We start from the raw sequence: 22,769 nt of genomic DNA, 5'->3' as shown, positions 1-22,769 counted from the left end.
CTTAGAACTGATCTCAGTTTGACTTGTTAACTTAAAGGTTAGCCATGCGTTGACTTGAGATTAGTGTCGACCAATCGCTCTCGCCCACGGATTGACCCTGCCTCGGCTTTGGTGAAAACCTCGGCCCCCGGAGGACCGAGCCATGACCCATTCCATCAGCCGCTTTCCCGTGCCCTCGCTTGACGAGATGGCCGAGGACATCGCCACGCGCATCCGCAAGGTGGCCGAGAAATCCGGCTTCGTGCCGAACGTCTTCCTGGCGCTGGCGCATCGCCCGGACGAGTTCCGCGCCTTCTTCGCCTATCACGACGCGCTGATGGAGCGCGAGTCGGGCCTGACCAAGGCCGAGCGCGAGCTGATCGTGGTCGCCACCTCGGGGCTGAACCAGTGCCAGTATTGCGTGGTGGCGCATGGCGCGATCCTGCGCATCCGCGCGAAGAATGCCTTCATCGCCGACCAGATGGCGGTGAACTGGCGCAAGGCCGACCTGTCGGCCCGCGAACGCGCCATGCTGACCTATGCCGAGAAGGTGGCACTGAACGCCCAGCAGATCGGCGAGGCGGATCACCAGGCGCTGCGCGAGGCCGGGTTCGACCAGGACGAGATCTGGGACATCGGCGCCATCGCCGCCTTCTTCGGCATGTCGAACCGGCTGGTGAATGCCGGCGACATCCGGCCGAACGACGAATTCTACATGCTGGGCCGCGGCTGATGGCCGAACTGTCCGCGGTGCCGCAGATGCAGCGCGAGGCGCTGCAGGGCCATGCGGCGATGCTGCTGTTCTCGGCCGCGATCGCCGGCTCCTTCTCGCTCGGCGCGCGGGCGGCGAACCTGATCGACCCGGCGGCGATCTCGGCGGCGCGCTTCGCCATCGCGGCGGGCGTGGTCGGCGGCGTGGCCCTTGCCGGCCCCGGCATCCCGCGCGCAAGCTTTCGGGCACCCTGGCGCTACCTTCTGCTGGGCGGGCTTTTCGCCGCCTATTTCGTGCTGATGTTCGAGGGGCTCAAGACCGCTCTGCCGGTCTCGGCGGCGGCGGTGTTCACGTTGACGCCGCTGATGTCGGCGGGCTTCGGCTGGCTTCTGATGCGGCAGCGCATGACTGGGCGCATCGCCGTGGCGCTGGCGCTGGGGGCGGCGGGCTCGCTCTGGGTGATCTTCGGCGGCGACGCGGCGGCGCTGATGCGGCTGGAATTCGGCCGCGGCGAGGCGATCTACCTGGTCGGCTGCGCGGCGCATGCGCTCTATACGCCGATGGTGCGGCGGCTGAACCGCGGCGAGGCGCCGATCGTGTCGACCTTCGCCACGCTCTGCGCAGGCGGGCTGATCCTGCTGGTCTGGGGCGGAGAGGCGATCCTGCGCACCGATTGGGCGCATCTGCCGGCCATCGTCTGGGTGACGCTGCTCTATGTGGCGATCTTCGCCAGCGCGCTGACCACGGCATTGGTGCAATTCGCCACCATGCGCCTGCCCTCCTCCAAGGTGATGGCCTATACCTATCTGACCCCGGCCTGGGTGATCGGGCTCGAGGCCGCATTGACCCGCGGCCTGCCGCCGCTCGCCGTGCTGCCCGGGGTGCTGGCGACCGTCGCCGCGCTGCTTCTGCTGCTGAAGGACTGACGGCGCGGCCGCGATTTGGGTATTTGCACAACAGAGAAGCCGAAGGCACGGCTCCCGGACTTCTTCGTTCCTCAAATACCCATGCGGCCGTGCCACCGGATCAGGCGACCGCCTCCTCGGGCTCGACCAGGGCCACGATATCCATCATGATCCGGTTGAGCTCGAAATCCTTGGGCGTATAGACCCGCGCCACGCCCATCTTCAGCAGCCGGGCCGCGTCCTCGTCGGGGATGATGCCGCCGACCACCACCGGGACATGCGAAAGACCGGCGGCTCGCATGCGCTCCATCAACTCCTCGATCAGCGGCAGGTGGCTGCCCGACAGGATCGACAGGCCGACGACATGGGCATTGTCCTCGGCGGCGCGCGTCACGATCTGCTCGGGCGTCAGGCGGATGCCTTCATAGGTGATGTCCATGCCGCAATCGCGGGCGCGGAAGGCGATCTGCTCGGCGCCGTTGGAATGGCCGTCGAGCCCGGGCTTGCCGACCAGGAATTTCAGCCGCCGGCCCAGGCGGCGGCTGACGGCGTCCACCGCCTCGCGGATCGGCTCCAGCCCCTCGGTGCGGTTGGACGGGCTGGCCGAGACGCCGGTCGGGCCGCGATATTCGCCGTGCACCTGGCGCATCACCGCCGCCCATTCGCCGGTCGTCGCACCCGCCTTGGCCGCGGCGATGGAAAACGGCATGACGTTCTGGCCCCTCTGCGCGGCATCGCGCAGCGCGGCGAGGGCGGTCTCGACGGCCGCCTCGTCGCGCGCCTGCCGCCAGGCGTTCAGCCGGGCGATCTGGTCCTGCTCGACCGCCGGATCGACGACCATGATGCCGCCGTCGCCCGCGGTCAGCGGCGAGGGCTCGCCCTGCTGCCAGCGATTGACGCCCACGACCACCGTTTCGTTCGCCTCGATGCGGTTCAGCCGCTCGGCGTTGGATTCGACCAGCCGCGACTTCATGTATTCGATGGCGGCAATGGCGCCGCCCATCTCGTCCAGCGTCGCCAGCTCCGCGCGGGCGCCGGAATTCAGCTCCTCGACCTTGGCGGCGATGGCCGGGTTGCCGTCGAAGAGGTCGCCATATTCCAGCAGGTCGGTTTCATAGGCGACGATCTGCTGCATACGCAGCGACCATTGCTGGTCCCAGGGGCGCGGCAGGCCCAGCGCCTCGTTCCAGGCCGGCAGCTGCACCGCGCGGGCGCGGGCATTCTTCGACAGCACCACCGCCAGCATCTCCAGCAGGATGCGATAGACGTTGTTTTCCGGCTGCTGCTCGGTCAGGCCCAGCGAGTTCACCTGCACGCCATAGCGGAAGCGGCGGTATTTCTCCTCCTCGATGCCGTAGCGGGTGCGGCAGATCTCGTCCCAGAGCTCGGTGAAGGCGCGCATCTTGCACATCTCGGTCACGAAGCGGATGCCGGCGTTCACGAAGAAGCTGATGCGCCCGACCATGGCCGGGAAATCCTGCGGCTCGACCTTGGTTTTCAGATCGTCGAGCACCGCGATGCCCGTGGCCAGCGCATAGGCCAGCTCCTGCTCGGGCGTCGCCCCCGCCTCTTGCAGGTGGTAGGAGCAGACGTTCATCGGGTTCCATTTCGGCAGGTGCTTCGCCGTATAGGCCGCGACGTCGGTGATCATCCGCAGCGAGGGTTTCGGCGGGCAGATATAGGTGCCGCGCGACAGGTATTCCTTGATGATGTCGTTCTGCACCGTGCCTTGCAGCTTGGTGACATCCGCGCCCTGCTCCTCGGCCACGGCGATATAGAGCGACAACAGCCAGGGCGCGGTGGCGTTGATGGTCATCGAGGTGTTCATCTGTTCCAGCGGGATCTGGTCGAACAGCGCCCGCATGTCGCCCAGATGGCAGATCGGCACGCCGACCTTGCCGACCTCTCCCCGCGCCAGGACATGGTCGCTGTCATAGCCCGTCTGCGTCGGCAGGTCGAAGGCCACCGACAGGCCGGTCTGCCCCTTGGCAAGGTTGCCCCGATAGAGTGCGTTGGATTTCTCGGCGGTCGAATGGCCCGCATAGGTGCGGAAGAGCCAGGGTTTGTCTTTCTCGGCCACGGGATTTCCCTCGCAACATTATTACGACAGGCATAGCGATAGCGTAATAATCCTGCCCGGTCAATTCGCCGCATCGCAGAGAGAACCTGACGCTGCGGTCGGTGCGATGTTCTCGGTCGATGCCGTGGAAAACGGCAGAAAACCGGGAAAACCTGCGGCCGCGGCAAATAATGCAGTTGCAGCGTTGGCGGCGGGAGGGGCGGATGCTAGCCTTGGCCCCGACGGACGAGGCCCACGGACGAGGCCCATCGACAGGAACGGAGCGCCCCATGGTGCTGACCCGCCGCTCGACCCTTGGGATCCTGGCCGCTCTGGCGGCCCGGCCGGCCGGGGCGCGGCCCGGATTGCACGACCTGGCCTATTCCGATGCCTCGCCCCGCAACCGGCTGGACATCCATCTGCCGCAGGGCGGCGGACCTTTCCCCTGGCTGCTCGACCTGCATGGCGGCGGCTTCCGCGCCGGCGACAAGCGGCTCTTGCCGGTGCCGCCCGAGCTGCTGCGGGCAGGAATCGCCGTGATACGAATGAATTACCGGCTGTCGAATGAGGCGCTCTGGCCGGCGCAGGAACAGGATGTGCTGGCCGCTCTGGACTTCCTGCGCCGTGACGGGCCCGATCTGGGCCTGAAGCCGGGGCGCGGCGCCTTGGGCGGGCGTTCGGCCGGGGCGTTCCTGGCGGTCTCGGCGGCGCTGACGCTGGCGATGCAGGGCCGGCCGCCGCGCGCGGTGGTCGATTTCTACGGGCCGATGGACTTCGGCAGCATGGATGCCGACATGGCGCGGCTGGGCGGCGCGCCCAGACGCCTGCCCGCCGATTCGCCGCAAAGCGCCGAATCGCTGCTGGTCGGCTATGCCGTGGGCCAGCGCCGAGACGAGGCGACGGCGCTGTCGCCGGTCGGCCGGCTGGGCGCCATGCGTCCCGGCACGCCGCTGCCGCCGCTGATGATCCGCCACGGGGCAGAAGACCGCATCGTTCCGCCGGGCCAGGCGCGGCGCCTGCGCGAGGCCTGGCTGGCGATCGATCCCGGTGCGGCCGTGGATTTCGCCATTCTGCCCGATGAGCGCCATGGCAGCGCCGGTTTCACGGCTACCCGCACGCAAGAGGCGCTGGCCGGTTTCCTGCTGCGGCATCTGGCGGGGTAAAGACGCCCGATCTGCGCTGCATTGCGGCGCCTCGCAAATCCGTTACGACAGATTATTATAATTTCTGCATCTGGAATGTTGCATTGTTGCGCGGACGATCTTACAACCTGCCCTGTAACCCGCGCTGATTCTGCGCCGCGGCGGAACCCCCGGCGCAAGGAGGCGGCAAGAGAGGACTCTGAGATGGCCCTGGACCAACCGACCCCGATCGCGCCCTATGACGCACCGGAAAAGGACCTTTACGAGATCGGCGAGATGCCGCCTCTGGGCTATGTGCCCAAGCAGATGTACGCTTGGGCGATCCGGCGCGAACGCCATGGCGAGCCCGACAAGGCCATGCAGGTCGAGGTGGTCGAGACGCCGCCGATCGACAGCAACGAGGTGCTGGTCCTGGTGATGGCGGCGGGCGTCAATTACAATGGCATCTGGGCTGGCCTGGGCGTTCCGATCAGCCCCTTCGACGGCCATGGCGCGCCCTATCACATCGCCGGTTCCGACGCCTCGGGCATCGTCTGGGCGGTGGGCGACAAGGTCAAGAACTGGAAGGTCGGCGACGAGGTCGTCATCCACTGCAACCAGGACGACGGCAACGACGAGGAATGCAACGGCGGCGACCCGATGTATTCGCCCAGCCAGCGCATCTGGGGCTATGAGACGCCGGACGGCAGCTTCGCGCAATTCACCCGCGTCCAGGCCCAGCAGCTGATGAAGCGGCCCCGCCACCTGACCTGGGAGGAATCGGCCTGCTACACGCTGACGCTGGCCACCGCCTACCGGATGCTGTTCGGGCACGAGCCGCATGAGCTGAAGCCGGGCATGAACGTGCTGGTCTGGGGCGCCTCGGGCGGGCTTGGCAGCTTCGCCATCCAGCTCATCAACGCGGCGGGGGCGAACGCCATCGGCGTCATCAGCGACGAGGACAAGCGCGAATTCGTCATGTCGCTGGGCGCCAAGGGCGTCATCAACCGCAAGGACTTCAAGTGCTGGGGCCAGCTGCCCACGGTGAACACCCCCGAATACAAGGAGTGGTTCGCCGAGGCGCGCAAGTTCGGCAAGGCGATCTGGGACATCACCGGCAAGGGCGTGAATGTCGACATCGTCTTCGAGCACCCGGGCGAGGCGACCTTCCCCGTCTCGACCCTGGTCTGCAAGAAGGGCGGCATGGTGGTGATCTGCGCCGGCACCTCGGGCTTCAACTGCACCTTCGACGTGCGCTACATGTGGATGCACCAGAAGCGCCTGCAGGGCAGCCATTTCGCGCATCTGAAACAGGCCAGCGCCGCCAACAAGCTGATGCTGGAACGCCGCATCGATCCCTGCATGTCCGAGGTCTTCCCCTGGGCGGAAATCCCGCAGGCGCATCTGAAGATGCTGCGCAACCAGCACAAGCCCGGCAACATGGCGGTGCTGGTGCAGTCGCCGGTCACCGGCCTGCGCACCTTCGAGGACGCGCTGGAGGCGGGGCGGCGCTGACCCGGCCCCGGCGCATGCCGACCGCCCGGCGCGGGGAGGCGCCGGGCGGTCTTTTCGTCTGCGGAAAGGCGCGGAAAAGCCTGCTGCTCTGTCAACAGGCAGAATAAAATCGCGTTACTCTTTGATATTCACCGATTTATTATCGGGTCGGCACAGCATTCCGCCGAAAACTTCGGCATTTTGCCCAAATATTGCGCCTACCCCATTCAAACTGCCTGAACCTTGGGCTAAGGAGCCTTCCGACCCCAAGGGAAGGATTCCGCGACATGCCGCAGATCGATGACAAGCTTGCCCCCATCTACGAGGAGGTGGTCCGCCGCAACGCCGGCGAGCCCGAGTTCCATCAGGCCGTGCGCGAGGTGCTGGAAAGCCTGGGCCGGGTGGTCGCCAAGCGCCCGGACTACCTCGAAGACGCGCTGATCGAACGCATCTGCGAGCCCGAGCGCCAGATCATCTTCCGCGTGCCGTGGACCGACGACAAGGGCCGCGTGCAGATCAATCGCGGCTTCCGGGTGCAGTTCTCCTCGGCCATGGGCCCCTACAAGGGCGGCCTGCGCTTCCACCCCTCGGTGAACGTGGGCATCATCAAGTTCCTCGGCTTCGAACAGATCTTCAAGAACGCGCTGACCGGCCTGCCCATCGGCGGCGGCAAGGGCGGCTCGGACTTCGATCCCAAGGGCCGCTCGGACGGCGAGATCATGCGCTTCTGCCAAAGCTTCATGACCGAGCTTTACCGCCACCTGGGCGAATATACCGACGTGCCGGCCGGCGATATCGGCGTCGGCGCGCGCGAGATCGGCTATATGTTCGGCCAGTACAAGCGCCTGACCAACCGCTACGAGGCCGGCGTGCTGACCGGCAAGGGGCTGTTCTACGGCGGCTCGCTGGCCCGCAAGGAAGCAACCGGCTACGGCAACACCTATTTCACCCAGGCCATGCTGAAGACCGGCGGCACCGATTTCGACGGCAAGACGGTCGTGGTCTCGGGCTCGGGCAATGTCGCGATCTACACCATCGAGAAGGTGCAGGAATTCGGCGGCAAGGTCATCGCCTGCTCGGACAGCTCGGGCTATATCGTGGACGAGTCCGGCATCGACCTGGCGCTGGTCAAGGAAATCAAGGAGGTGCGCCGCGGCCGCATTTCGCAATACGTCCGGATGAAAGGCGAAGGCAACGGCGCCTATTTCGTGAAATCCGGCGAGGGCTCGATCTGGGACGTGGCCTGCGAAGTCGCCATGCCCTCGGCCACGCAGAACGAGCTGACCGGCAAGGACGCGGCCAAGCTGGTCAAGAACGGCGTCACGGCGGTCGGCGAGGGCGCGAACATGCCCTGCACCCCCGAGGCGATCCGGGCCTTCCAGCAGGCCGGCGTCAAGTTCGGCCCCGGCAAGGCGGCGAATGCCGGCGGCGTCGCCACCTCGGCGCTGGAGATGCAGCAGAACGCCTCGCGCGACCGCTGGTCCTTCGAGAAGACCGAGGCGAAGCTGGCCGAGATCATGCGCGACATCCATGACAGCTGCTACAGCACGGCCGAGGAATTCGGCGCCCCGGGCGATTACGTGATCGGCGCCAACATCGCCGGCTTCATCCGCGTGGCCGAGCCGATGCGCGCCTTCGGCGTGATCTGATCCCCTGCGCGGGCCGGCACCCCCGGCCCGCCTTGCCAGCCCGGGACAGGCCCGCTAATGCGCATGGGTGTTTTCGTCCATGGGTTGTCCTGTTCATGCTGATCTTTCTCAAGCCCCGCCTCGTGCTGCTTTCGGTTCCCAAGACCGGCACCACCGCGCTGGAAGAGGCGCTTTCGCCGCAGGCCGAGATCGCCTTCCGCTCGCGCCCGGAAATCAAGCACCTGAACCTGCGGCAATATCTCAACCGCATCCGGCCGCTGCTGAACCCGCTGGGCGGGCCGGAATTCGAGACGGTGGCGGTGGTGCGCGAGCCGCTGGACTGGCTGCGCAGCTGGTATCGCTTCCGCGCCCGCGACGGGCTGATCGGCCATGCGAACAGCACCGCCCATGTCAGCTTCGAGGCGTTCGCCGCCGATTACCTGCGGCCGGGGAACCGGCCCGAATACGCCCGGCTGGGCCGGCAGTCGGAATTCCTGATCGACCATGACGGCGCCATCGCGGTCGATCACGTCTTCCGCTACGAGGCGATGCCGGCGCTGGTCGAATTCCTGTCGCAGCGCCTCGGCACCCGGATCGCGCTGCGGCGCAGGAACATCTCGCCCCAGGCCACGACGGACCTGCCGCCGGCGGCCGAGGCGCGGCTGCGCGAGGCGCTGGCGCCGGAATACGCGATCTGGCAGGCCGCCCGTCAGGTCCCGTAAAGCGCCTTGGCCCGGTCCTCGAAGGCCCGGACGATGCGCGACATCGCCTCGCCGAAGACCACGCCGATCACCTTGCCGAGAATGGCGTTGCGGAATTCGAAATCGACGAAGAACTCCACCCTGCAGCCGCCTTCCGGCAGGTCCGCGAAGCTCCAGCCGCTGCGCAGGTACTTGAACGGCCCGTCCAGATATTCGGTGTCGATGCGCCTGGTCTCGGGCCACAAGGTCACGCGAGAGCCGAATCGTTCGCGGAACACCTTGAAGCTGATGACCAGGTCAGCCTCGACCACTTCACTGCCCGAAGCGCCAGGCCGGCGCGCGCGGATGCGGGCGGCGGTGTTCCAGGGCAGGAACTCGGGATATCTTTCGATATCGGCCACCAGCGCATACATCTGGTCGGCGGTATAGGGCAGGATGCGGCTGTCGCTGTGCTGGGGCAAGGAAATCGTCCGGGGCCGTATTCGTTTCGGGCAGCACTAGCAAAGGAAAGGGGCGATGAACAACCTCATCTGGCTGATCCGGGCTTCACGCTGGGCAAGACACCCGCCGAAGCCGCGCACCGTGATGCTGGTGCTCGCCATCATCGCGGCGGGCCTGCTGCTGGCGGGGCTGGAACATTTCGGGCTCTGGCCGGACTGGGCGACCATGGACCGGCCGCGCGGCCTGCACCTGCAGCGCCCGTAAGGCCGCTCCGGCCCCCTTTCCCCATACCCCCGCAACGGCGTCCTCAGGCCCAGCGCCCGGCTTCTTCGTTCGGCAAATACCCAAGCGGCCGCCTACATCCCGGCCGCCTTGAACGTGTCGCATTGCGCCATCTGCCCCGAGGCGAAGCCGCGCTTGAACCAAGTCTGGCGCTCGGCGGCCGAGCCATGGGTGAAGGCGTCGGGCACCACCGCGCGGCCGGCGCTTTCCATCAGCGTATCGTCGCCCACGGCGGCAGCGGCGTTGATCGCCTCGTCGATGTCGCCCTCCTCGATGCTGCCGAACTGCTCGCTGGCCTGCCTTGCCCAGATCCCGGCATAGCAATCCGCCTGCAGCTCGGTCAGCACCGAGAGCCGGTTCGAATCGCGCTGGCCGACGCGGGCGCGCAGCCCGTTCACCTCGCCCAGCGTTCCGGTCAGGTTCTGCACGTGATGGCCGATCTCATGCGCGATGACATAGGCATAGGCGAAATCGCCTCCCGCCCCCATCTTGCCGGCCATCACCCGGAAGAAATCCGTGTCCAGATAGACCTTGCGGTCCCCCGGGCAGTAGAATGGCCCCATCGCCGCCGAGGCGCCGCCGCAGGCCGACTGCACCGCGCCCGAGAACAGCACAAGGCCCGGCTCCTGATAGCGCATCCCCGCCTGGTCGGGCAGCACGCCGGCCCAGACCTCCTCGGTATCGGCCAGCACCACCGAGACGAACTGGCCGATCTCGCGCTCTTCCTGGGTCAGCTCGCGCGGCTCGCCCTGCCGGCCGCCATCATCGATGGCGCCGACGATGGGCGAGATGTCGATACCGAAGAAATAGCCCACCGCCAGCACCACCAGAACGCCGACGACGCCCATGCCGCCCGCGCCCGCCGCCCGGCCCATGCCGCGCCGGTCCTCGACATTCCGGCTGCCGCGTCTGCCCCGCCATTCCATCCGCCACCCTCCCCGCCGCGATCCGGCCCTTCACGCCAAGGTTACCGCAACCTCGTCCCGGCGCAACACCCGCGCAGGGTTGACAGTTCCGGCCCCAGCCCGCAGCAGGGTCCGAAACGAAAGGGGCAGGCATGTTCGACTGGGTGGTTTCGACGATCGAGAGCTGGGGCTATCTCGGCGTGCTGATGCTGATGGTGGCCGAGAACGTCTTTCCGCCCATCCCCTCCGAGGTGATCATGCCGCTGGCCGGCTTCCTGGCCGGCAGCGGCCGCATGTCGCTGACCCTGACCATCCTGGTCGGCACCATCGGCTCGGTCCTGGGCACGCTGATGTGGTATTACATCGGCCTCTGGTTCGGCGAGGAGCGGCTGAAGCGCTTCGCCGCCCGCCATGGCCGTCTGCTGACGCTCTCGCCCTCGGATATCGACGCGGCGCATGACTGGTTCCAGCGCCACGGCGCCATGGCGGTGTTCTTCGGCCGCATGATCCCGGCCATTCGGACGCTGATCTCGGTTCCCGCCGGGCTGGCGCGCATGCCGATGTGGAAATTCCTGCTCTATACCGTGATCGGCAGCGCGCTCTGGACCGGGGTGCTGACATTCGCCGGGCTGATGCTGCACGAAAACTATGCGCTGGTCGCGGATTGGGTCGATCCGCTGTCCAAGCTGGTGGTGGTGGCAGTGGTGGCGATCTATCTTTACCGCGTCGTCACCTGGAAGCCGCATTGAGTTCACGCGATTGGCACTTGCCGGCCGCCGCGCGCGGTCCTAACCGAAAGCCCATGAACGGATTTTCGAGCAAGCATATCGCCGTGACCGCCGGCGCGGGTTCCGCCGCCCTGCTGGCCGCCGCGCTGACCTTCCAGAGCCTGGGCTATGCGCCCTGCGAGCTCTGCATCCTGCAACGCTGGCCGCATCTGGCCGCCGCGATCATCGGCGGGCTGATCTGGTTCTTCGGCTGGAAACGCTGGCTGGCGGCGCTGGGGCTGATCGCCGCGCTTTGCGCCACCGGCCTCGCCATCTACCACGCCGGGGTCGAGTTGCAGATCTGGCAGGGACCGCAGCATTGCTCGGGCGGCGTGTCGGGGCTGGCCACCATGTCCACGCAGGACCTGATGGCGGCGCTGCAGCAGGCGCCGGTGGTGCGCTGCGACGAGGTGGCCTGGAGCCTGTTCGGCATCTCGATGGCGGGCTGGAACGCCATTCTCTCGGCCGGGCTTGCGGCGCTGTGGCTGGCCTCGGTCCGCGGCCGCCGGCGCGAGGCCGGGCTGGCCTGAGGCGGGATTTCCCGCCCGGCCGCGCCCCGTCAAGATTGCACCCAAGGCGGGTATGGGATAGACCCATGCCCAACAAGATCTTGAGGTTTCCCCCGTGGCTGACATCCCTGAAAACGATGACGATACCCCCGAGAACGGCGGATCGGAGCGCGCCGTGATGCATCACGACGGCCCGGTGATCGACATCTCGCACGAGATGCGCTCCTCCTATCTCGACTATGCCATGTCGGTGATCGTCAGCCGGGCGATTCCCGACCTGCGCGACGGACTGAAGCCGGTGCATCGTCGGGTGCTCTTCGCCATGCACGAGACCGGCAACACCCATGACAAGCCCTATCGCAAGTCGGCCCGCCCGGTCGGCGACACCATGGGTAAGTATCACCCGCATGGTGACGCCTCGATCTATGACGCGCTGGTGCGGATGGCGCAGGACTTTTCCATGTCTCTGCCGCTTCTGGACGGCCAGGGCAATTTCGGCAGCATGGACGGCGACAGCCCGGCAGCCATGCGCTATACCGAGGTGCGGATGGACAAGCCCTCGGCCTATCTGCTGATGGACATCGACAAGGACACCGTCGATTTCCAGGACAATTACGACGGCAAGGACCGCGAGCCGACCGTGCTGCCGGCGCGCTTCCCGAACATGCTGGTCAACGGCGCCGGCGGCATCGCCGTCGGCATGGCCACGAACATCCCGCCGCACAACCTGGGCGAGGTCGTGGACGCCACGCTGGCGCTGATCGAGAATCCTGACCTGCCGACCGAGCGGTTGCTGGAGATCGTGCCCGGCCCGGACTTCCCGACCGGCGGCATCATCCTGGGCCGCTCGGGCGTGCGCAAGGCCTATCTGGAAGGGCGCGGCAGCATCGTCGTGCGGGCCAAGACCCGGATCGAGGAGACCCGCGCCGGCCGTCAGGCGATCATCCTCGACGAGATCCCCTTCCAGGTGAACAAGGCGACGCTGATCGAGAAGATCGCCGAGCTTGCCAAGGAAAAGCGCATCGAGGGCATCGCCCATGTGCAGGACGAATCCGACCGCGTCGGCGTGCGGGTGGTGATCGAGCTGAAGCGCGACGCCACCGCCGAGGTGGTGCTGAACCAGCTGTTCCGCTTTACCCCCATGCAGACCAGCTTCGGCGCCAACATGCTGGCGCTGAACGGCGGCCGGCCCGAGCAGCTGACGCTGCGCGACTTCCTGACGCATTTCATCACCTTCCGCGAGGAGGTGGTCGCCCGCCGCACCGCCTATGAGCTGAAGAAGGCGCGTGAGCGCGCGCATGTGCTCTGCGGCCTTGCCGTCGCGGTCTCGAACGTGGACGAGGTGGTGGCGACGATCCGCAGCTCGGCCGACGCCGCCGAGGCGCGGGCGCGGCTGATGGAGCGGCGCTGGCCGGCGCATGAGATCGTGGAATACCTGCGGCTGATCGACGACCCGCTGCATCCGGTGAACGAGGACGGCACCTACAACCTGTCCGAGACCCAGGCCCGCGCCATCCTGGAACTTCGCCTGCAGCGCCTGACCCAGCTGGGCGTGCAGGAGGTCACCGACGAGCTGAAGACGCTGGCCGATTCCATCCGGGAATTCCTGGCCATCCTCGCCTCGCGCGAGCGGATCATGGGCATCATCTCGAACGAGCTGACCGAGGTGAAGACCCTCTTCGCCGTGCCGCGCCGGACCGAGATCACCGACTGGGCCGGCGATCTGGACGACGAGGACCTGATCGAGCGCGAGGACATGGTCGTCACCATCACCTCGGGCGGCTATATCAAGCGCACGGCCCTGGCCGAGTTCCGCAGCCAGCGCCGCGGCGGCAAGGGCCTGTCCAGCATGGCGACGAAAGAGGACGACGTGGTGACGACCCTGTTCGTCGCCAATACCCATACGGAGCTGCTGTTCTTCACCACCGACGGCATGGTCTATCGGATGAAGACCTGGCGGCTGCCCTTGGGCGGGCGCACCGCCAAGGGCAAGGCCATCGTCAATATCCTGCCGATCCAGCCCGGGGTTTCCATCGCCGCGCTGATGCCGGTCGATGCGCCGCAAAGCGAATGGGACGGCTACCAGGTGATCTTCGCCACCTCGGAAGGCGACGTGCGCCGCAACGCGCTGTCGGATTTCGCCAATGTCATGCGCAACGGCAAGATCGCCATGAAGCTGCCCGAAGGGGTCGAGCTGATCGGCGCCCGCATGGCGACCGAGAATGACGACGTGATGCTGGTCACCGCCGCCGGCCGGGCGATCCGCTTCCCGACCACCGACGTGCGGGTGTTCAAGGGCCGCGATTCCACCGGGGTGCGCGGCATCCGGCTGGTGAACGACGGCGACAAGGTGGTCAGCATGTCGGTGATCCGGCATTTCGAGGCCGGGTCCGAGGAACGCGCCGCCTATCTGAAGATGCGCCGTGCCGTGGCCGGCGCGCTGGACGACGGCGCCGAGGAGGACGAGGACGAGGATGCCGTCGCCGAGACCGCGATCTCGCAGGAACGCTATGCCGAGATGTCGGCCGCCGAGGAGCTGATCCTGACCATCACCGCCAAGGGCGCCGGCAAGATCAGTTCGTCGCACGACTATCCGCTGCGCGGCCGCGGCGGCCAGGGCGTCATGGCGATGGACAAGGCCATGCGCGGCGGGCCGCTGGTCGCCAGCTTCCCGGTCGAGGGCGATGACCAGATCATGCTGGCGACCTCGACCGGCCAATCGATCCGGGTGCCGGTCGAGGGCATCAGCTTCCGCTCGCGCTCTGCCGGCGGCGTGCGCGTCTTCAGCACCGCACCCGGCGAGGAGGTGGTTTCTGTTGCCCGCATCGCCGAGAATGGCGAGGATGAGGCCGAAGCCTGAGACGGGGCCGGGGCGCGCGCATCGCGCCCTGCCGCCGACAGCATGAGGGGATGGGATTGAACGGGCGGGACTCGCATCTGGGCGAGCGGTTGCAGACCGGCTTTCTGGGCGTGATCGCCTTTGGCCTGATCCTGTTCCTGCTGGTGCAGGCGCGCTTCATCCTCATCTGCCTGGTGTTGGCCATCATCATCTTCTCGCTGACCAGCGACGCGATTTCCGCCTTTGCAAGGCTGAAGGTGCCGAACTGGCTGGCGACGACGCTGGCGCTGATCGCCATCGCCATCGGCCTGCTCTGGGCGGCGACGGCGGTGGTGGCGCAGGTGAACGAGGTGGTCTCGACCTCGATTGCCTATGCCGACCGGGCGCAGGCGGCGCTGGCGCGGCTCAGCCAGCGCTGGGGGCCGAACGTGCAGGAGGCGATCAGCACCTTCATGGGCAATATCGACGTCGCCGGCTGGATCCGCTCGGCGGCGGCGCAGGCGTCGAACCTGATCTCGGGCTCGGTGCTGATCCTGACCTTCGTCGGCTTCATGTTCAGCGAAAGGATCTGGTTCCCGATCAAGATCGAGCGCCTGACCGGCGACCCGGACCAGGCCCGGCAGGTGCTGGAGACGGTCCACAAGATCATGCGGCGGGTGAACCGCTATCTGGTGGTCAAGGCGGCGATCAGCGCCGTCACGGCGGCGCTGATCTGGACGATCTTCCGGGTGCAGGGGCTGGAACTGGCCGGGGCGGTGGCCATGCTGACCTTCATCCTGAACTTCATCCCGACGCTGGGCTCGATCGCGGCCACGGTCATCACCATCGCCATGGTGCTGGCGCAGACCGGCGACCCGGCAACGACGCTGACCGTGGGCGGGCTGACCGTGGCGGTGCAATTCATCATCGGCAATGTCTTCGATCCGATGCTGCTGGGCCAGACGCTGCGGCTGTCCTCCTTTGGCATCGTGCTGTCGCTGGCGTTCTGGGGCGTGGTCTGGGGCATCGCCGGCACCTTCCTGGCCGTGCCGATCATGGTGGCGATCATGATCGTCTGCGCCCAGATCCCCTGGCTGCGCCCGGTGGCGATCATGCTTTCGCAAGAGGGCCTGCCCGAACAGGAGCCGCCCAGCGGCCTGCGCCGCTAGGCGCAAGAGGCGGGCGCGGCGCCGGCTTGGACCGGACGGGGCCTAGGGCGCGGCCGGCGGACCATGCGCAAGGCGCGGCGCCTTCTCAGCTGCTGCGGCCGGTCGGGTCTTTTTCGTCCTGCGGGCCGACGGAGGAGAGGGCGGCAGGCGCCTCGCCCTCGGCCTGGTGCAGGTAGATATCCTGCGCGCCGCGCGCGCTGCCGGGCAGCGCGATCCCCGCCGCGGCAAAGCGTTCCAGGATCTGATGATTGATCTCGGAGACGATCGAGGTGCCGCCGTTGATGTCTGAAAGCACGGCGCGCAGTTCATAATTCTGTCCCGTGGGCGTGATGCTGCGCAACAGCACCGCCGGGGGCGGGTTCACCAGCACCGTCGGCTGGTCCTCGGCGATCTCGCGCAAAAGCGCGGCCACCTGCCGGCTGTCGGCCGTCACCCCCACCGTGATCGGCACGATGATCCGCCCGGCCAGGCTGCCGCGCGTCCAGTTGGTGACCGGCTGGGTGATCAGGTTCGAATTCGGCACGATCACCTGGGTGCGGTCGAAGGTCTGGATCTGGGTGGCCCGCACCGCCATCTTCTTGACGATGCCCTGCTGGCCGCCGACCTCGATCCAGTCGCCGACCGCGATCGGCCGCTCGACCAGCAGGATGATGCCCGACACGAAGTTCGACACCACCTGCTGCATGCCGAAACCGATGCCAACCGACAGCGCACCGGCGACGAAGGCCAGCGAGGTCAGGTCGATCCCGGCCGAGGTGACGGCAAAGACCGCCGCCAGCGCCACGCCGACATAGCCGATCATCGAGGAGACCGCGTTCTGCCCGCCCGCATCCAGCCGGGTCTTGGGCAGGATCGAGCTGCGGAAGGCGCCCTGCACGAAATTGGTCAGGAAATAGCCGATGGCAAAGACGATCAGGAAGGTCAGGATCGCCATCGGCGACAGCCGCACGCCGCCGAAGGCGAAGCCCTGCTGCGCCTTGCTCCAGGCCTCGGCCAGGTCGCTGGCGCGGGCCCCCCAGATCAGCGCGAAAAGCGGCAGCGACAGCAGGATCAGCGCAAAGCCGACCAGCACCGGCATCAGCGCGTCGCGCGCCGACTGGTCGCCGCCCTTGGCCATGGCGTAGAAGTCGGCGGTGAAGTCCTGCAGGATGATCAGCAGCCCGACCAGCGCCAGGGTCAGCACCAGCGCCCAGAGCAGCGCGTTGCCCGCCGTGACATAGCCCGCCGCCACCAGAACCGGCGCGACCAGCGCCGCCAGCCGCCCCACCATGGCAAGGAAGCTGACCACGCGGATGCGGTAATCCGGCGTGTCCGAGCCCTCGGCCGCCCGCAGCCCGCGCAGCATGTTGCAAAGCTGGAACAGGCAGAAGGCGCCGAACAGCACCAGCAGGAAGTGCCAGACCCCGGCCGAAGCCTCGCCAAGGCGCTGGGGCACGGTATCGGTGTCGTTCTGGCTGTTGAAGCCGGAAAGCGGCAGGATGGAGCGGGCGAAAAGCTGGTGCAGCGCCAGGGCCGAGGCCAGCAGCGTGGCCCGCAGTCGCGCCTTGGCGCGGTGCTCCTCGCTCATCGGCAGCGGCGGCTGCACGGCGGTGTCGGGCGCGGGGAACAGCCGACGCGCCAGCCAGATGCCGCCGAAGAAGGACAGCCCCGCCGCCGGCACCGACCGCAAGAGCGGCATGCCCCACTCTTCCAGCAGATCGGTCGAGGCCAGCGCCGCCGCGAACAGGATCACCCCGATCAGCGGGATGGCGATCTGACCCAGAGAGACGCCGAAGATCAGCGCCGCCCGCGACCGCTCGCTGGCGCGCGCCGACAGCCGGGACGGCAGGGAATCGACCCAGTGCCGGCCGCGCGACAGCAGCAGCAGGGCCACCAGCAGGAAGCCGCCGATCAGCGGCAGGCGCGCGGTAAAGCCGCTCATGCCGCCGGTGCTGTCCCAGCGGTTGCGCGCCTCGGCATAGATCTGGCCGGCGACATGGCCCGCCTCGGCCATGGCCGGCCCCCAGTTGGCCGGGTTCAGCGGCGAGGGCGTCTTGCGGATCAGCGCGAAGGTCTGGCGGGCGCGCAGGGTCTGGTCGATCTGGGTGACGATGCCGTCGGCCCGACCGTAGGATTCCACCGCCTGCAACCCCGGTGCCTGCAGGGTCGAGAGCTGCTCGTTCAGCTCCTTCCGGCGGGCGGCGATGTCCTCGGATTCCGTCTGGCCCTCGGCCGGGGGCGGGCCGAGCGCGGCGATCTGTTCCTTCAGCGTGGCGATCCGCGTGGCGTTGATGCCCTGCGCCGCCTTAAGCCGCTCGCGCCATTTCACCACCTCGTCGCGGATGGTCTGCAGCCGGACGTCATTGGCCGAGCCGGATTCCAGGATCTGCTCGGCCTGCTCGGCCAGCTTGTTCCAGGCGGCGAAATCCGGGGCCTCGGCCTCTTGCTGCGCCAGCACCGGCAGGCTGAAGGCCAGCAGGAACACGGCCAGCAGCGTCGCAAGGCGGGGCAGCGCGGCAAGGCGGGACGAAAGGCGGGGCATGGGGCGGGTCAGTCCTGATACACCTCGGGCAGGTCCGCCGGCTGGCGCGTCATCCATTCCGGCACCGGCAGGCCCTTGGCCCGCAGGAAGTCGGGGTTGAAGAGCTTGGTCTGGTAACGCGTGCCATAGTCGCAAAGCACCGTCACGATGGTGTGACCGGGACCCATGTCCTTCGCCATGCGGATCGCGCCGGCGACATTTATCCCCGACGAGCCGCCCAGGCAGAGCCCCTCGTATTCCAGCAGGTCGAAGATCACCGGCAGCGCCTCGGCATCCGGGATGCGATAGGCGAAATCCGGGGTGAAGCCTTCGAGATTCGCGGTGATGCGGCCCTGGCCGATGCCCTCGGTGATCGAGGAACCGGGCGATTCGAACTTGCCCTCGGTATAGAAGCTGTAAAGCGCCGCGCCCTCGGGATCGGCCAGGCCCATCTTGACGCCCTTGGGCTGCAAGGCCATGGCGACGCCCGCCAGCGTCCCGCCCGAGCCGACCGCGCAGATGAAGCCGTCCACGCGGCCGCCCGTCTGTTCCCAGATCTCGGGGCCGGTGGTTTCCAGATGCGCCTGACGGTTGGCGACATTGTCGAACTGGTTGGCCCAGATGGCGCCGTTCGGCTCGGACCTGGCCAGCTCCTCGGCCAGGCGACCGGAATAGCGCACGTAGTTGTTGGGGTTCTTGTAGGGCTGCGCGGGCACCTCGACCAGCTCGGCCCCGGCCAGCCGCAGCATGTCCTTTTTCTCCTGGCTCTGCGTCTCGGGGATCACGATGACCGAGCGGAAGCCCATCGAGGCGCCGACCAGCGCCAGGCCGATGCCGGTATTGCCCGCCGTGCCCTCGACGATGGTGCCGCCCGGCTTCAGTTCGCCCCGCTCCAGCGCGTCCTTGATGATATAGAGCGCGGCGCGATCCTTGACCGACTGGCCCGGGTTCATGAACTCGGCCTTGCCCAGGATCTCGCAGCCGGTCTCTTCCGAGGCGCGACGCAGCCGGATCAGGGGAGTGTTGCCGATGGCAGAGGCGAGGTCGGGGCAGATGCGCATGGGCTTGGCCTTTCGCAGGATGTTCCCGCCCGGTTTACACGCCGCCCTATGACGGCGGCAACCCCGCCGGGGCGGTCTCTGCCTCCAGCCCCAGTTCACGGCGGATTTCGTGGCGGCGCAGTTCCAGCCACAGCGCCAGGTTCAGAAGCGGTCCGTTGCGGATCTCGCCCGCCAGCGCCATGCGGGTCAGCTCGGCCCGCGGGATCAGATGCGAGCGGATATCCTCGTCCTCGGTCGCAAGCCCGCCCAGTCCGGCGCTGTCATCCGGCAGGTCGGCGATGCCGACATAGAGATAGAGGTATTCCGCCACCGCCCCGGGGCTGGGATAGTTGTGCGGCGCCGGGAACAGGCGCGTCACGGCGATGCCGGTTTCCTCGACCGCCTCGCGCCGGGCGGCCTGTTCCGGGGTCTCGCCGGCATCGACGCGGCCGGCCACGGTCTCGTAAAGCCACGGCTGCGCATCGCCGCGCGCCAAGGGTCCGGCGCGCAGCTGGTCGATCAGCATGACCCGGTCGCGCAGCGGGTCCCAGGGCAGGACGACGGTCGCATCGCCCGAGACGAAGACCGCGCGCAGCAACGGCGGCGTCCGGCCGCCATCGTTGCGGTGCTGGCTGAGCCGGATCGCCTCGACCGAGAAATAGTCGGCATAGGGCTCCTCGACCGAATCGATGCGGGTCCGGTCGATGGCGGCAGGCCCCACATGCGGCAGGCCCGCGGTCTCGGCCAGGGCGCGCTGGCGCGAGGCGACCCAGCTGGCGATCATCGGCAGGCGCCTGCGGATCGCCTCGGCCGGCTGGTCCCAGGGCAGGGCCAGCACCCTGTCTGCCATCGCGGCCGCCAGTTCGGGCTGCCATTCGGATGCGGCCTCGGCCGGCTCGCCCAGGCCCAGCACCTCCCGGCCCTCATGCCGCTGCGGCGCCAGGCCGAAGATCGCGGCATAGCGGCGCAGGGCCGGCGTCCAGTCGGCCTGCCAGAGCGGCAGGCTGTCGCTGCCCACGGCCAGGCGGGGCCAGCCGTCCGCCGCGATCCCGGCCATGCGGCCGCCGATCAGCCTGCCCTGCAACGGTTCGGCCTCGATGGCTTGGGGGGCCAGGCGGGCCCGCAGGAGCGGATGCGCCAGCGGCCCGATCAGCAGCGGCATAGCCGCGGTCCCCGGATGCTTTCGGCCTGCCCGGCCATGCCTGTTTCTGCCATGATCCCTCCAGGGACAAAATTTTCGCGGTTTTCGCGCGAAGCCCCTTGCGCTTCAACCCCCGCCCGTCTAAATCGCCGCCACCACCCGAAAGCGCGGAGAGGTGCCGGAGTGGTCGAACGGGGCGGTCTCGAAAACCGTTGAGCCTTCACGGGTTCCGTGGGTTCGAATCCCACCCTCTCCGCCACTTTCCCCAGCAGCATCAGCAAAAACAGCCACTTAGGGAAAGACAGTGGCCCGTTTTGTGTCCCAAACGTGACCCAATCCAACCGCTTTCGGAACGCCCGAACCGCCGCGCGGAATTGCCCGTCGCTTTGGTGATCTGCGACCGCACCGGCCGGGGCCGCGCGGTCTACCCCGGTCAGTCGGCGGTGGCCGTCGCGACGCGCCTTGGGGCGGTGGACTGGACCAGCGAGCCCGCCGGGGTCGCCTCGCGGACATTGATCGAGATGCGCACGGGTAGCTGCTTTGCCGTCTTTGAGCGGCCTTCCCTTGCCGGCCGGGGCGCGCAGACCGCTCCATGGAGCTTTTGCAAAGGCCACAAAAACGCCCAGTCAGCAAGCCCGGGATTGCCTGCTTTTGGCAGCAATCATCCTGCGATTCCGCGAATCTCGGCCGTCGGATCGACAGAAGGGCAGCCCGGCTTCTTGCGGCAGCGGTGCATCGCAACCCGCTGCGATTTCGTCGCGAGAGGCGAGCCGAAGCCTTGTGTCCCGGCCGGGTATGTGGATCAGTCGAAGCATGACGGACGCACAGGCTCCTCAGACGGCGATCCCATCGCATGCGGCGAGGCTATGGCTGGCCCTGCTGCTGGTTCTGCTGGTCGTCATGTTGCCCGGACCACAAGTCACCGCGGCGGCCAGCCAGTCCCAGCAACTGAGCAAGCCGACCTTGGCCCTGACGGCGATTCATGGGCGCGACCTGATCGCCCGCAAGGATGCGGTGCAGATCCGCCCGCTGGCCGCAACTGCGCTGCCGCCGTCGGAGCCCCCACCGCCACTGCCGCGCATAGCGGCGGCGCTCGCCTTCGCCGATCACCCGCAAATCGGTCTGTGCGCCGGCGCGCTGGTTCCCTGGGCCCGCGCGCCGCCGTCCCTTCGCATGACCGCCTGACATCGCTCTGCCACCGATTCCGGGCTGGCAGATCATGACCCTTGCGTTCACGAGGACGACAGATGAATTCCCATGAAGACGAACCGGCGGCACGCCGGACGCCGTTTGCCGAAAATCCAAAGACCGGCGTTGCACCGCCTGAGCCCGCAGAGCCGCCCGCAACCGGACAGGCCCAGTCCGGCAAGGCTGTGCTGCTGAACTGGTGCATCATGCTCGCCGGCTTTGGCGCCATTGCCGCTGCCGCCTATTGGCTGCTCGGGTGAGGCGACGCCCCTGCGGAGATCGGTCCGCGGGGGCGGTCCCGGGCCAGCGCAGGGTCAAGCGCCTCTGTCCTGCTCATGCTTGGCCCACAAATAGCCGACGAACGCCCCCTTCACGAGGCGCAGAATGATCAAGGTCAGCAGGGTCATCGCCACCCCCACCACGATCAGCAGCGTCACCGGGTCTGGCCGATAGATCGCCCAGGTGAAGCCGATCATCGGGATCAGCAGCAGGAGCATGATGGTCATGGTGAAGAAAGCCGGACCATCTGCGGCCCGATAGAGCCCCAACGGTTCGCCGCATAAGTCGCACTCTTGCACGATGGTCAGATATCCCTTGAACAGCCGGCCCTTGCCGCAATGCGGGCACCTGCCCATCAGCCCTCTTGCCGCCGCGGCCCGCTCGTCCCGTTCCTCTGTCATGGTTGTTCGCTCCGATTGCTCCTGCCAGAGAGGAACGTCATGGAACGAGGTTTGGATGCCGGGACACCCGCGGCAAAGAGGATGTTTGTCGCGCGCATTGCACATGCCGCAACCCTCGATACGCTTCGAAGCCAAGTCCATGCCCGCCGAGGTCGGGAACTGCCACGCCGCGAAACCTTGTATGTCTGCAATTTCGCACCCACGCTGGGAGAATAGCAGCATAGGGCTTCGCGCGTCACCTGCTCACGCACAGGTCCACGCCGCTCCAGCATGTCATGCACCTGGCTCCTGCCGCTGGTCCGTTTCGCCAGCGATCTGCCTGGCGTTTCTGCCGCCGTGAAGCTTGCAGCGCCGCTTGCCCGGCTCGGACTTGCAGCGGCAGGGCACTCCCTTCCGCGGACCACAGGCGACAGGGCGGGTTGCCTCGGGCTGGGATTTTTGGGGCCAACATGGCGGCTGAGAACGGCGGTGAGAAATTCGTCCACGGTAGCGGTGGCTTGGTGCTGCTGCGGGCGGCGTAAAAGTCGTCCACCTATTCCCTTTCTGCGGCGGCAGGGAGGGCGTGAGGATTTACAGCGTGGACCTATATCTGAGAGTTCGCCAGGCTTGCGCGGAAGGCATGAGCCAGCGGGAAGCGGCGCGGGTGTTCAACATCTCGCGTGACACGGTTGCGAAGATGATGACCTTCTCGGTGCCACCGGGCTACCGACGGACGGCCGAGGTCAGGCGG

21 protein-coding genes and 1 tRNA gene are annotated in these 22,769 nt (G+C 67.5%); 15 read left to right on the top strand and 7 right to left on the bottom strand.

Annotated features, from left to right (window positions below; translation table 11 throughout):
* The first annotated feature begins 142 nt into the window (after positions 1-142).
* Positions 143-712, top strand: a complete 570-nt coding sequence (locus PARJ55_RS0107575; RefSeq protein ID WP_028712485.1) for a peroxidase-related enzyme — start codon at positions 143-145, stop codon at positions 710-712.
* A complete protein-coding gene (locus tag PARJ55_RS0107570) occupies positions 712-1,617 on the top strand; it encodes a DMT family transporter (RefSeq protein ID WP_036713897.1) in 906 nt (301 codons plus the stop codon). Before PARJ55_RS0107575 ends, PARJ55_RS0107570 begins: the two co-directional genes overlap by 1 nt.
* A 100-nt stretch (positions 1,618-1,717) precedes the next feature.
* On the opposite strand, the gene PARJ55_RS0107565 is transcribed toward PARJ55_RS0107570, so the two are convergent.
* A complete protein-coding gene (locus tag PARJ55_RS0107565; RefSeq protein ID WP_028712483.1) occupies positions 1,718-3,676 on the bottom strand; it encodes a protein meaA in 1,959 nt (652 codons plus the stop codon).
* A gap of 269 nt (positions 3,677-3,945) precedes the next feature.
* Here PARJ55_RS0107565 and PARJ55_RS22950 point away from each other — a divergent pair, with 269 nt between their 5' ends.
* From PARJ55_RS22950 to PARJ55_RS0107545, 4 genes are all read left to right on the top strand, one after another.
* Positions 3,946-4,818, top strand: coding sequence for an alpha/beta hydrolase (locus PARJ55_RS22950; protein ID WP_051416183.1), 873 nt, complete (start codon positions 3,946-3,948; stop codon positions 4,816-4,818).
* A 183-nt stretch (positions 4,819-5,001) separates the two neighbouring features.
* On the top strand, positions 5,002-6,291 hold the full coding sequence (gene ccrA / locus PARJ55_RS0107555) for a crotonyl-CoA carboxylase/reductase (RefSeq protein WP_028712482.1): 1,290 nt from the start codon (positions 5,002-5,004) through the stop codon (positions 6,289-6,291).
* 266 nt (positions 6,292-6,557) lie between these two features.
* Positions 6,558-7,919: an NADP-specific glutamate dehydrogenase gene (gene gdhA / locus PARJ55_RS0107550; protein ID WP_028712481.1), complete on the top strand. Its 1,362-nt coding sequence runs from the start codon at positions 6,558-6,560 to the stop codon at positions 7,917-7,919.
* 95 nt (positions 7,920-8,014) lie between these two features.
* On the top strand, positions 8,015-8,620 hold the full coding sequence (locus tag PARJ55_RS0107545; RefSeq protein ID WP_028712480.1) for a hypothetical protein: 606 nt from the start codon (positions 8,015-8,017) through the stop codon (positions 8,618-8,620).
* Here PARJ55_RS0107545 and PARJ55_RS0107540 read toward each other — a convergent pair.
* Positions 8,608-9,060: a type II toxin-antitoxin system RatA family toxin gene (locus PARJ55_RS0107540; protein WP_028712479.1), complete on the bottom strand. Its 453-nt coding sequence runs from the start codon at positions 9,058-9,060 to the stop codon at positions 8,608-8,610. The genes PARJ55_RS0107545 and PARJ55_RS0107540 overlap by 13 nt on opposite strands.
* Positions 9,061-9,115: 55 nt before the next feature.
* Here PARJ55_RS0107540 and PARJ55_RS0107535 point away from each other — a divergent pair, with 55 nt between their 5' ends.
* Complete coding sequence (locus PARJ55_RS0107535) at positions 9,116-9,304, top strand: hypothetical protein (protein ID WP_028712478.1); 189 nt, start codon at positions 9,116-9,118, stop codon at positions 9,302-9,304.
* 92 nt (positions 9,305-9,396) lie between these two features.
* Here the strand turns inward: PARJ55_RS0107535 and PARJ55_RS0107530 are convergent, their stop codons facing one another.
* On the bottom strand, positions 9,397-10,248 hold the full coding sequence (locus PARJ55_RS0107530; protein WP_028712477.1) for a neutral zinc metallopeptidase: 852 nt from the start codon (positions 10,246-10,248) through the stop codon (positions 9,397-9,399).
* Positions 10,249-10,379: 131 nt separating this feature from the next.
* Between PARJ55_RS0107530 and PARJ55_RS0107525 the strand changes: the two genes are divergently transcribed.
* The 4 genes from PARJ55_RS0107525 (at position 10,380) to PARJ55_RS0107510 (ending at position 15,490) form a co-directional block, all read left to right on the top strand.
* Complete coding sequence (locus tag PARJ55_RS0107525; RefSeq protein WP_028712476.1) at positions 10,380-10,976, top strand: DedA family protein; 597 nt, start codon at positions 10,380-10,382, stop codon at positions 10,974-10,976.
* A gap of 53 nt (positions 10,977-11,029) precedes the next feature.
* A complete protein-coding gene (locus PARJ55_RS0107520) occupies positions 11,030-11,524 on the top strand; it encodes a disulfide bond formation protein B (protein WP_028712475.1) in 495 nt (164 codons plus the stop codon).
* A 94-nt stretch (positions 11,525-11,618) separates the two neighbouring features.
* Positions 11,619-14,363, top strand: coding sequence for a DNA gyrase subunit A (gyrA, locus tag PARJ55_RS0107515; protein ID WP_028712474.1), 2,745 nt, complete (start codon positions 11,619-11,621; stop codon positions 14,361-14,363).
* Between the two features lie 56 nt (positions 14,364-14,419).
* Positions 14,420-15,490: an AI-2E family transporter gene (locus tag PARJ55_RS0107510; RefSeq protein WP_028712473.1), complete on the top strand. Its 1,071-nt coding sequence runs from the start codon at positions 14,420-14,422 to the stop codon at positions 15,488-15,490.
* A gap of 85 nt (positions 15,491-15,575) precedes the next feature.
* On the opposite strand, the gene PARJ55_RS21590 is transcribed toward PARJ55_RS0107510, so the two are convergent.
* Genes PARJ55_RS21590 through PARJ55_RS0107495 form a run of 3 tightly spaced genes read right to left on the bottom strand, consistent with a single transcriptional unit; the run spans position 15,576 to position 20,192 of the window.
* Positions 15,576-18,011 (bottom strand): DUF3772 domain-containing protein, encoded by a 2,436-nt coding sequence (locus PARJ55_RS21590; RefSeq protein ID WP_084637798.1) that lies wholly within the window; start codon positions 18,009-18,011, stop codon positions 15,576-15,578.
* An 8-nt stretch (positions 18,012-18,019) separates the two neighbouring features.
* Positions 18,020-19,051 (bottom strand): cysteine synthase A, encoded by a 1,032-nt coding sequence (locus PARJ55_RS0107500; protein ID WP_028712472.1) that lies wholly within the window; start codon positions 19,049-19,051, stop codon positions 18,020-18,022.
* A 46-nt stretch (positions 19,052-19,097) separates the two neighbouring features.
* Positions 19,098-20,192 (bottom strand): NUDIX domain-containing protein, encoded by a 1,095-nt coding sequence (locus tag PARJ55_RS0107495; RefSeq protein WP_028712471.1) that lies wholly within the window; start codon positions 20,190-20,192, stop codon positions 19,098-19,100.
* A 148-nt stretch (positions 20,193-20,340) separates the two neighbouring features.
* On the opposite strand from PARJ55_RS0107495, the gene PARJ55_RS0107490 reads away from it, so the two are divergent.
* The 3 genes from PARJ55_RS0107490 (at position 20,341) to PARJ55_RS23900 (ending at position 21,619) form a co-directional block, all read left to right on the top strand.
* A tRNA-Ser gene (locus PARJ55_RS0107490) sits at positions 20,341-20,430 on the top strand.
* Positions 20,431-20,984: 554 nt separating this feature from the next.
* Complete coding sequence (locus tag PARJ55_RS0107480) at positions 20,985-21,356, top strand: hypothetical protein (protein ID WP_028712470.1); 372 nt, start codon at positions 20,985-20,987, stop codon at positions 21,354-21,356.
* 62 nt (positions 21,357-21,418) lie between these two features.
* Positions 21,419-21,619: a hypothetical protein gene (locus PARJ55_RS23900; protein ID WP_156929447.1), complete on the top strand. Its 201-nt coding sequence runs from the start codon at positions 21,419-21,421 to the stop codon at positions 21,617-21,619.
* 54 nt (positions 21,620-21,673) lie between these two features.
* Here the strand turns inward: PARJ55_RS23900 and PARJ55_RS24505 are convergent, their stop codons facing one another.
* Complete coding sequence (locus tag PARJ55_RS24505; RefSeq protein ID WP_232215678.1) at positions 21,674-22,261, bottom strand: DUF983 domain-containing protein; 588 nt, start codon at positions 22,259-22,261, stop codon at positions 21,674-21,676.
* A gap of 355 nt (positions 22,262-22,616) precedes the next feature.
* Here PARJ55_RS24505 and PARJ55_RS23895 point away from each other — a divergent pair.
* On the top strand, positions 22,617-22,769 hold a 153-nt coding region (locus tag PARJ55_RS23895), incomplete at its 3' end, for a helix-turn-helix domain-containing protein (RefSeq protein WP_156929446.1).

This window comes from Paracoccus sp. J55, assembly GCF_000513975.1.
In the GTDB taxonomy this organism is placed as follows: domain Bacteria; phylum Pseudomonadota; class Alphaproteobacteria; order Rhodobacterales; family Rhodobacteraceae; genus Paracoccus.
Note: the sequence above shows the minus strand (reverse complement) of the source record. Positions and strands in the feature narration are given on the sequence as shown.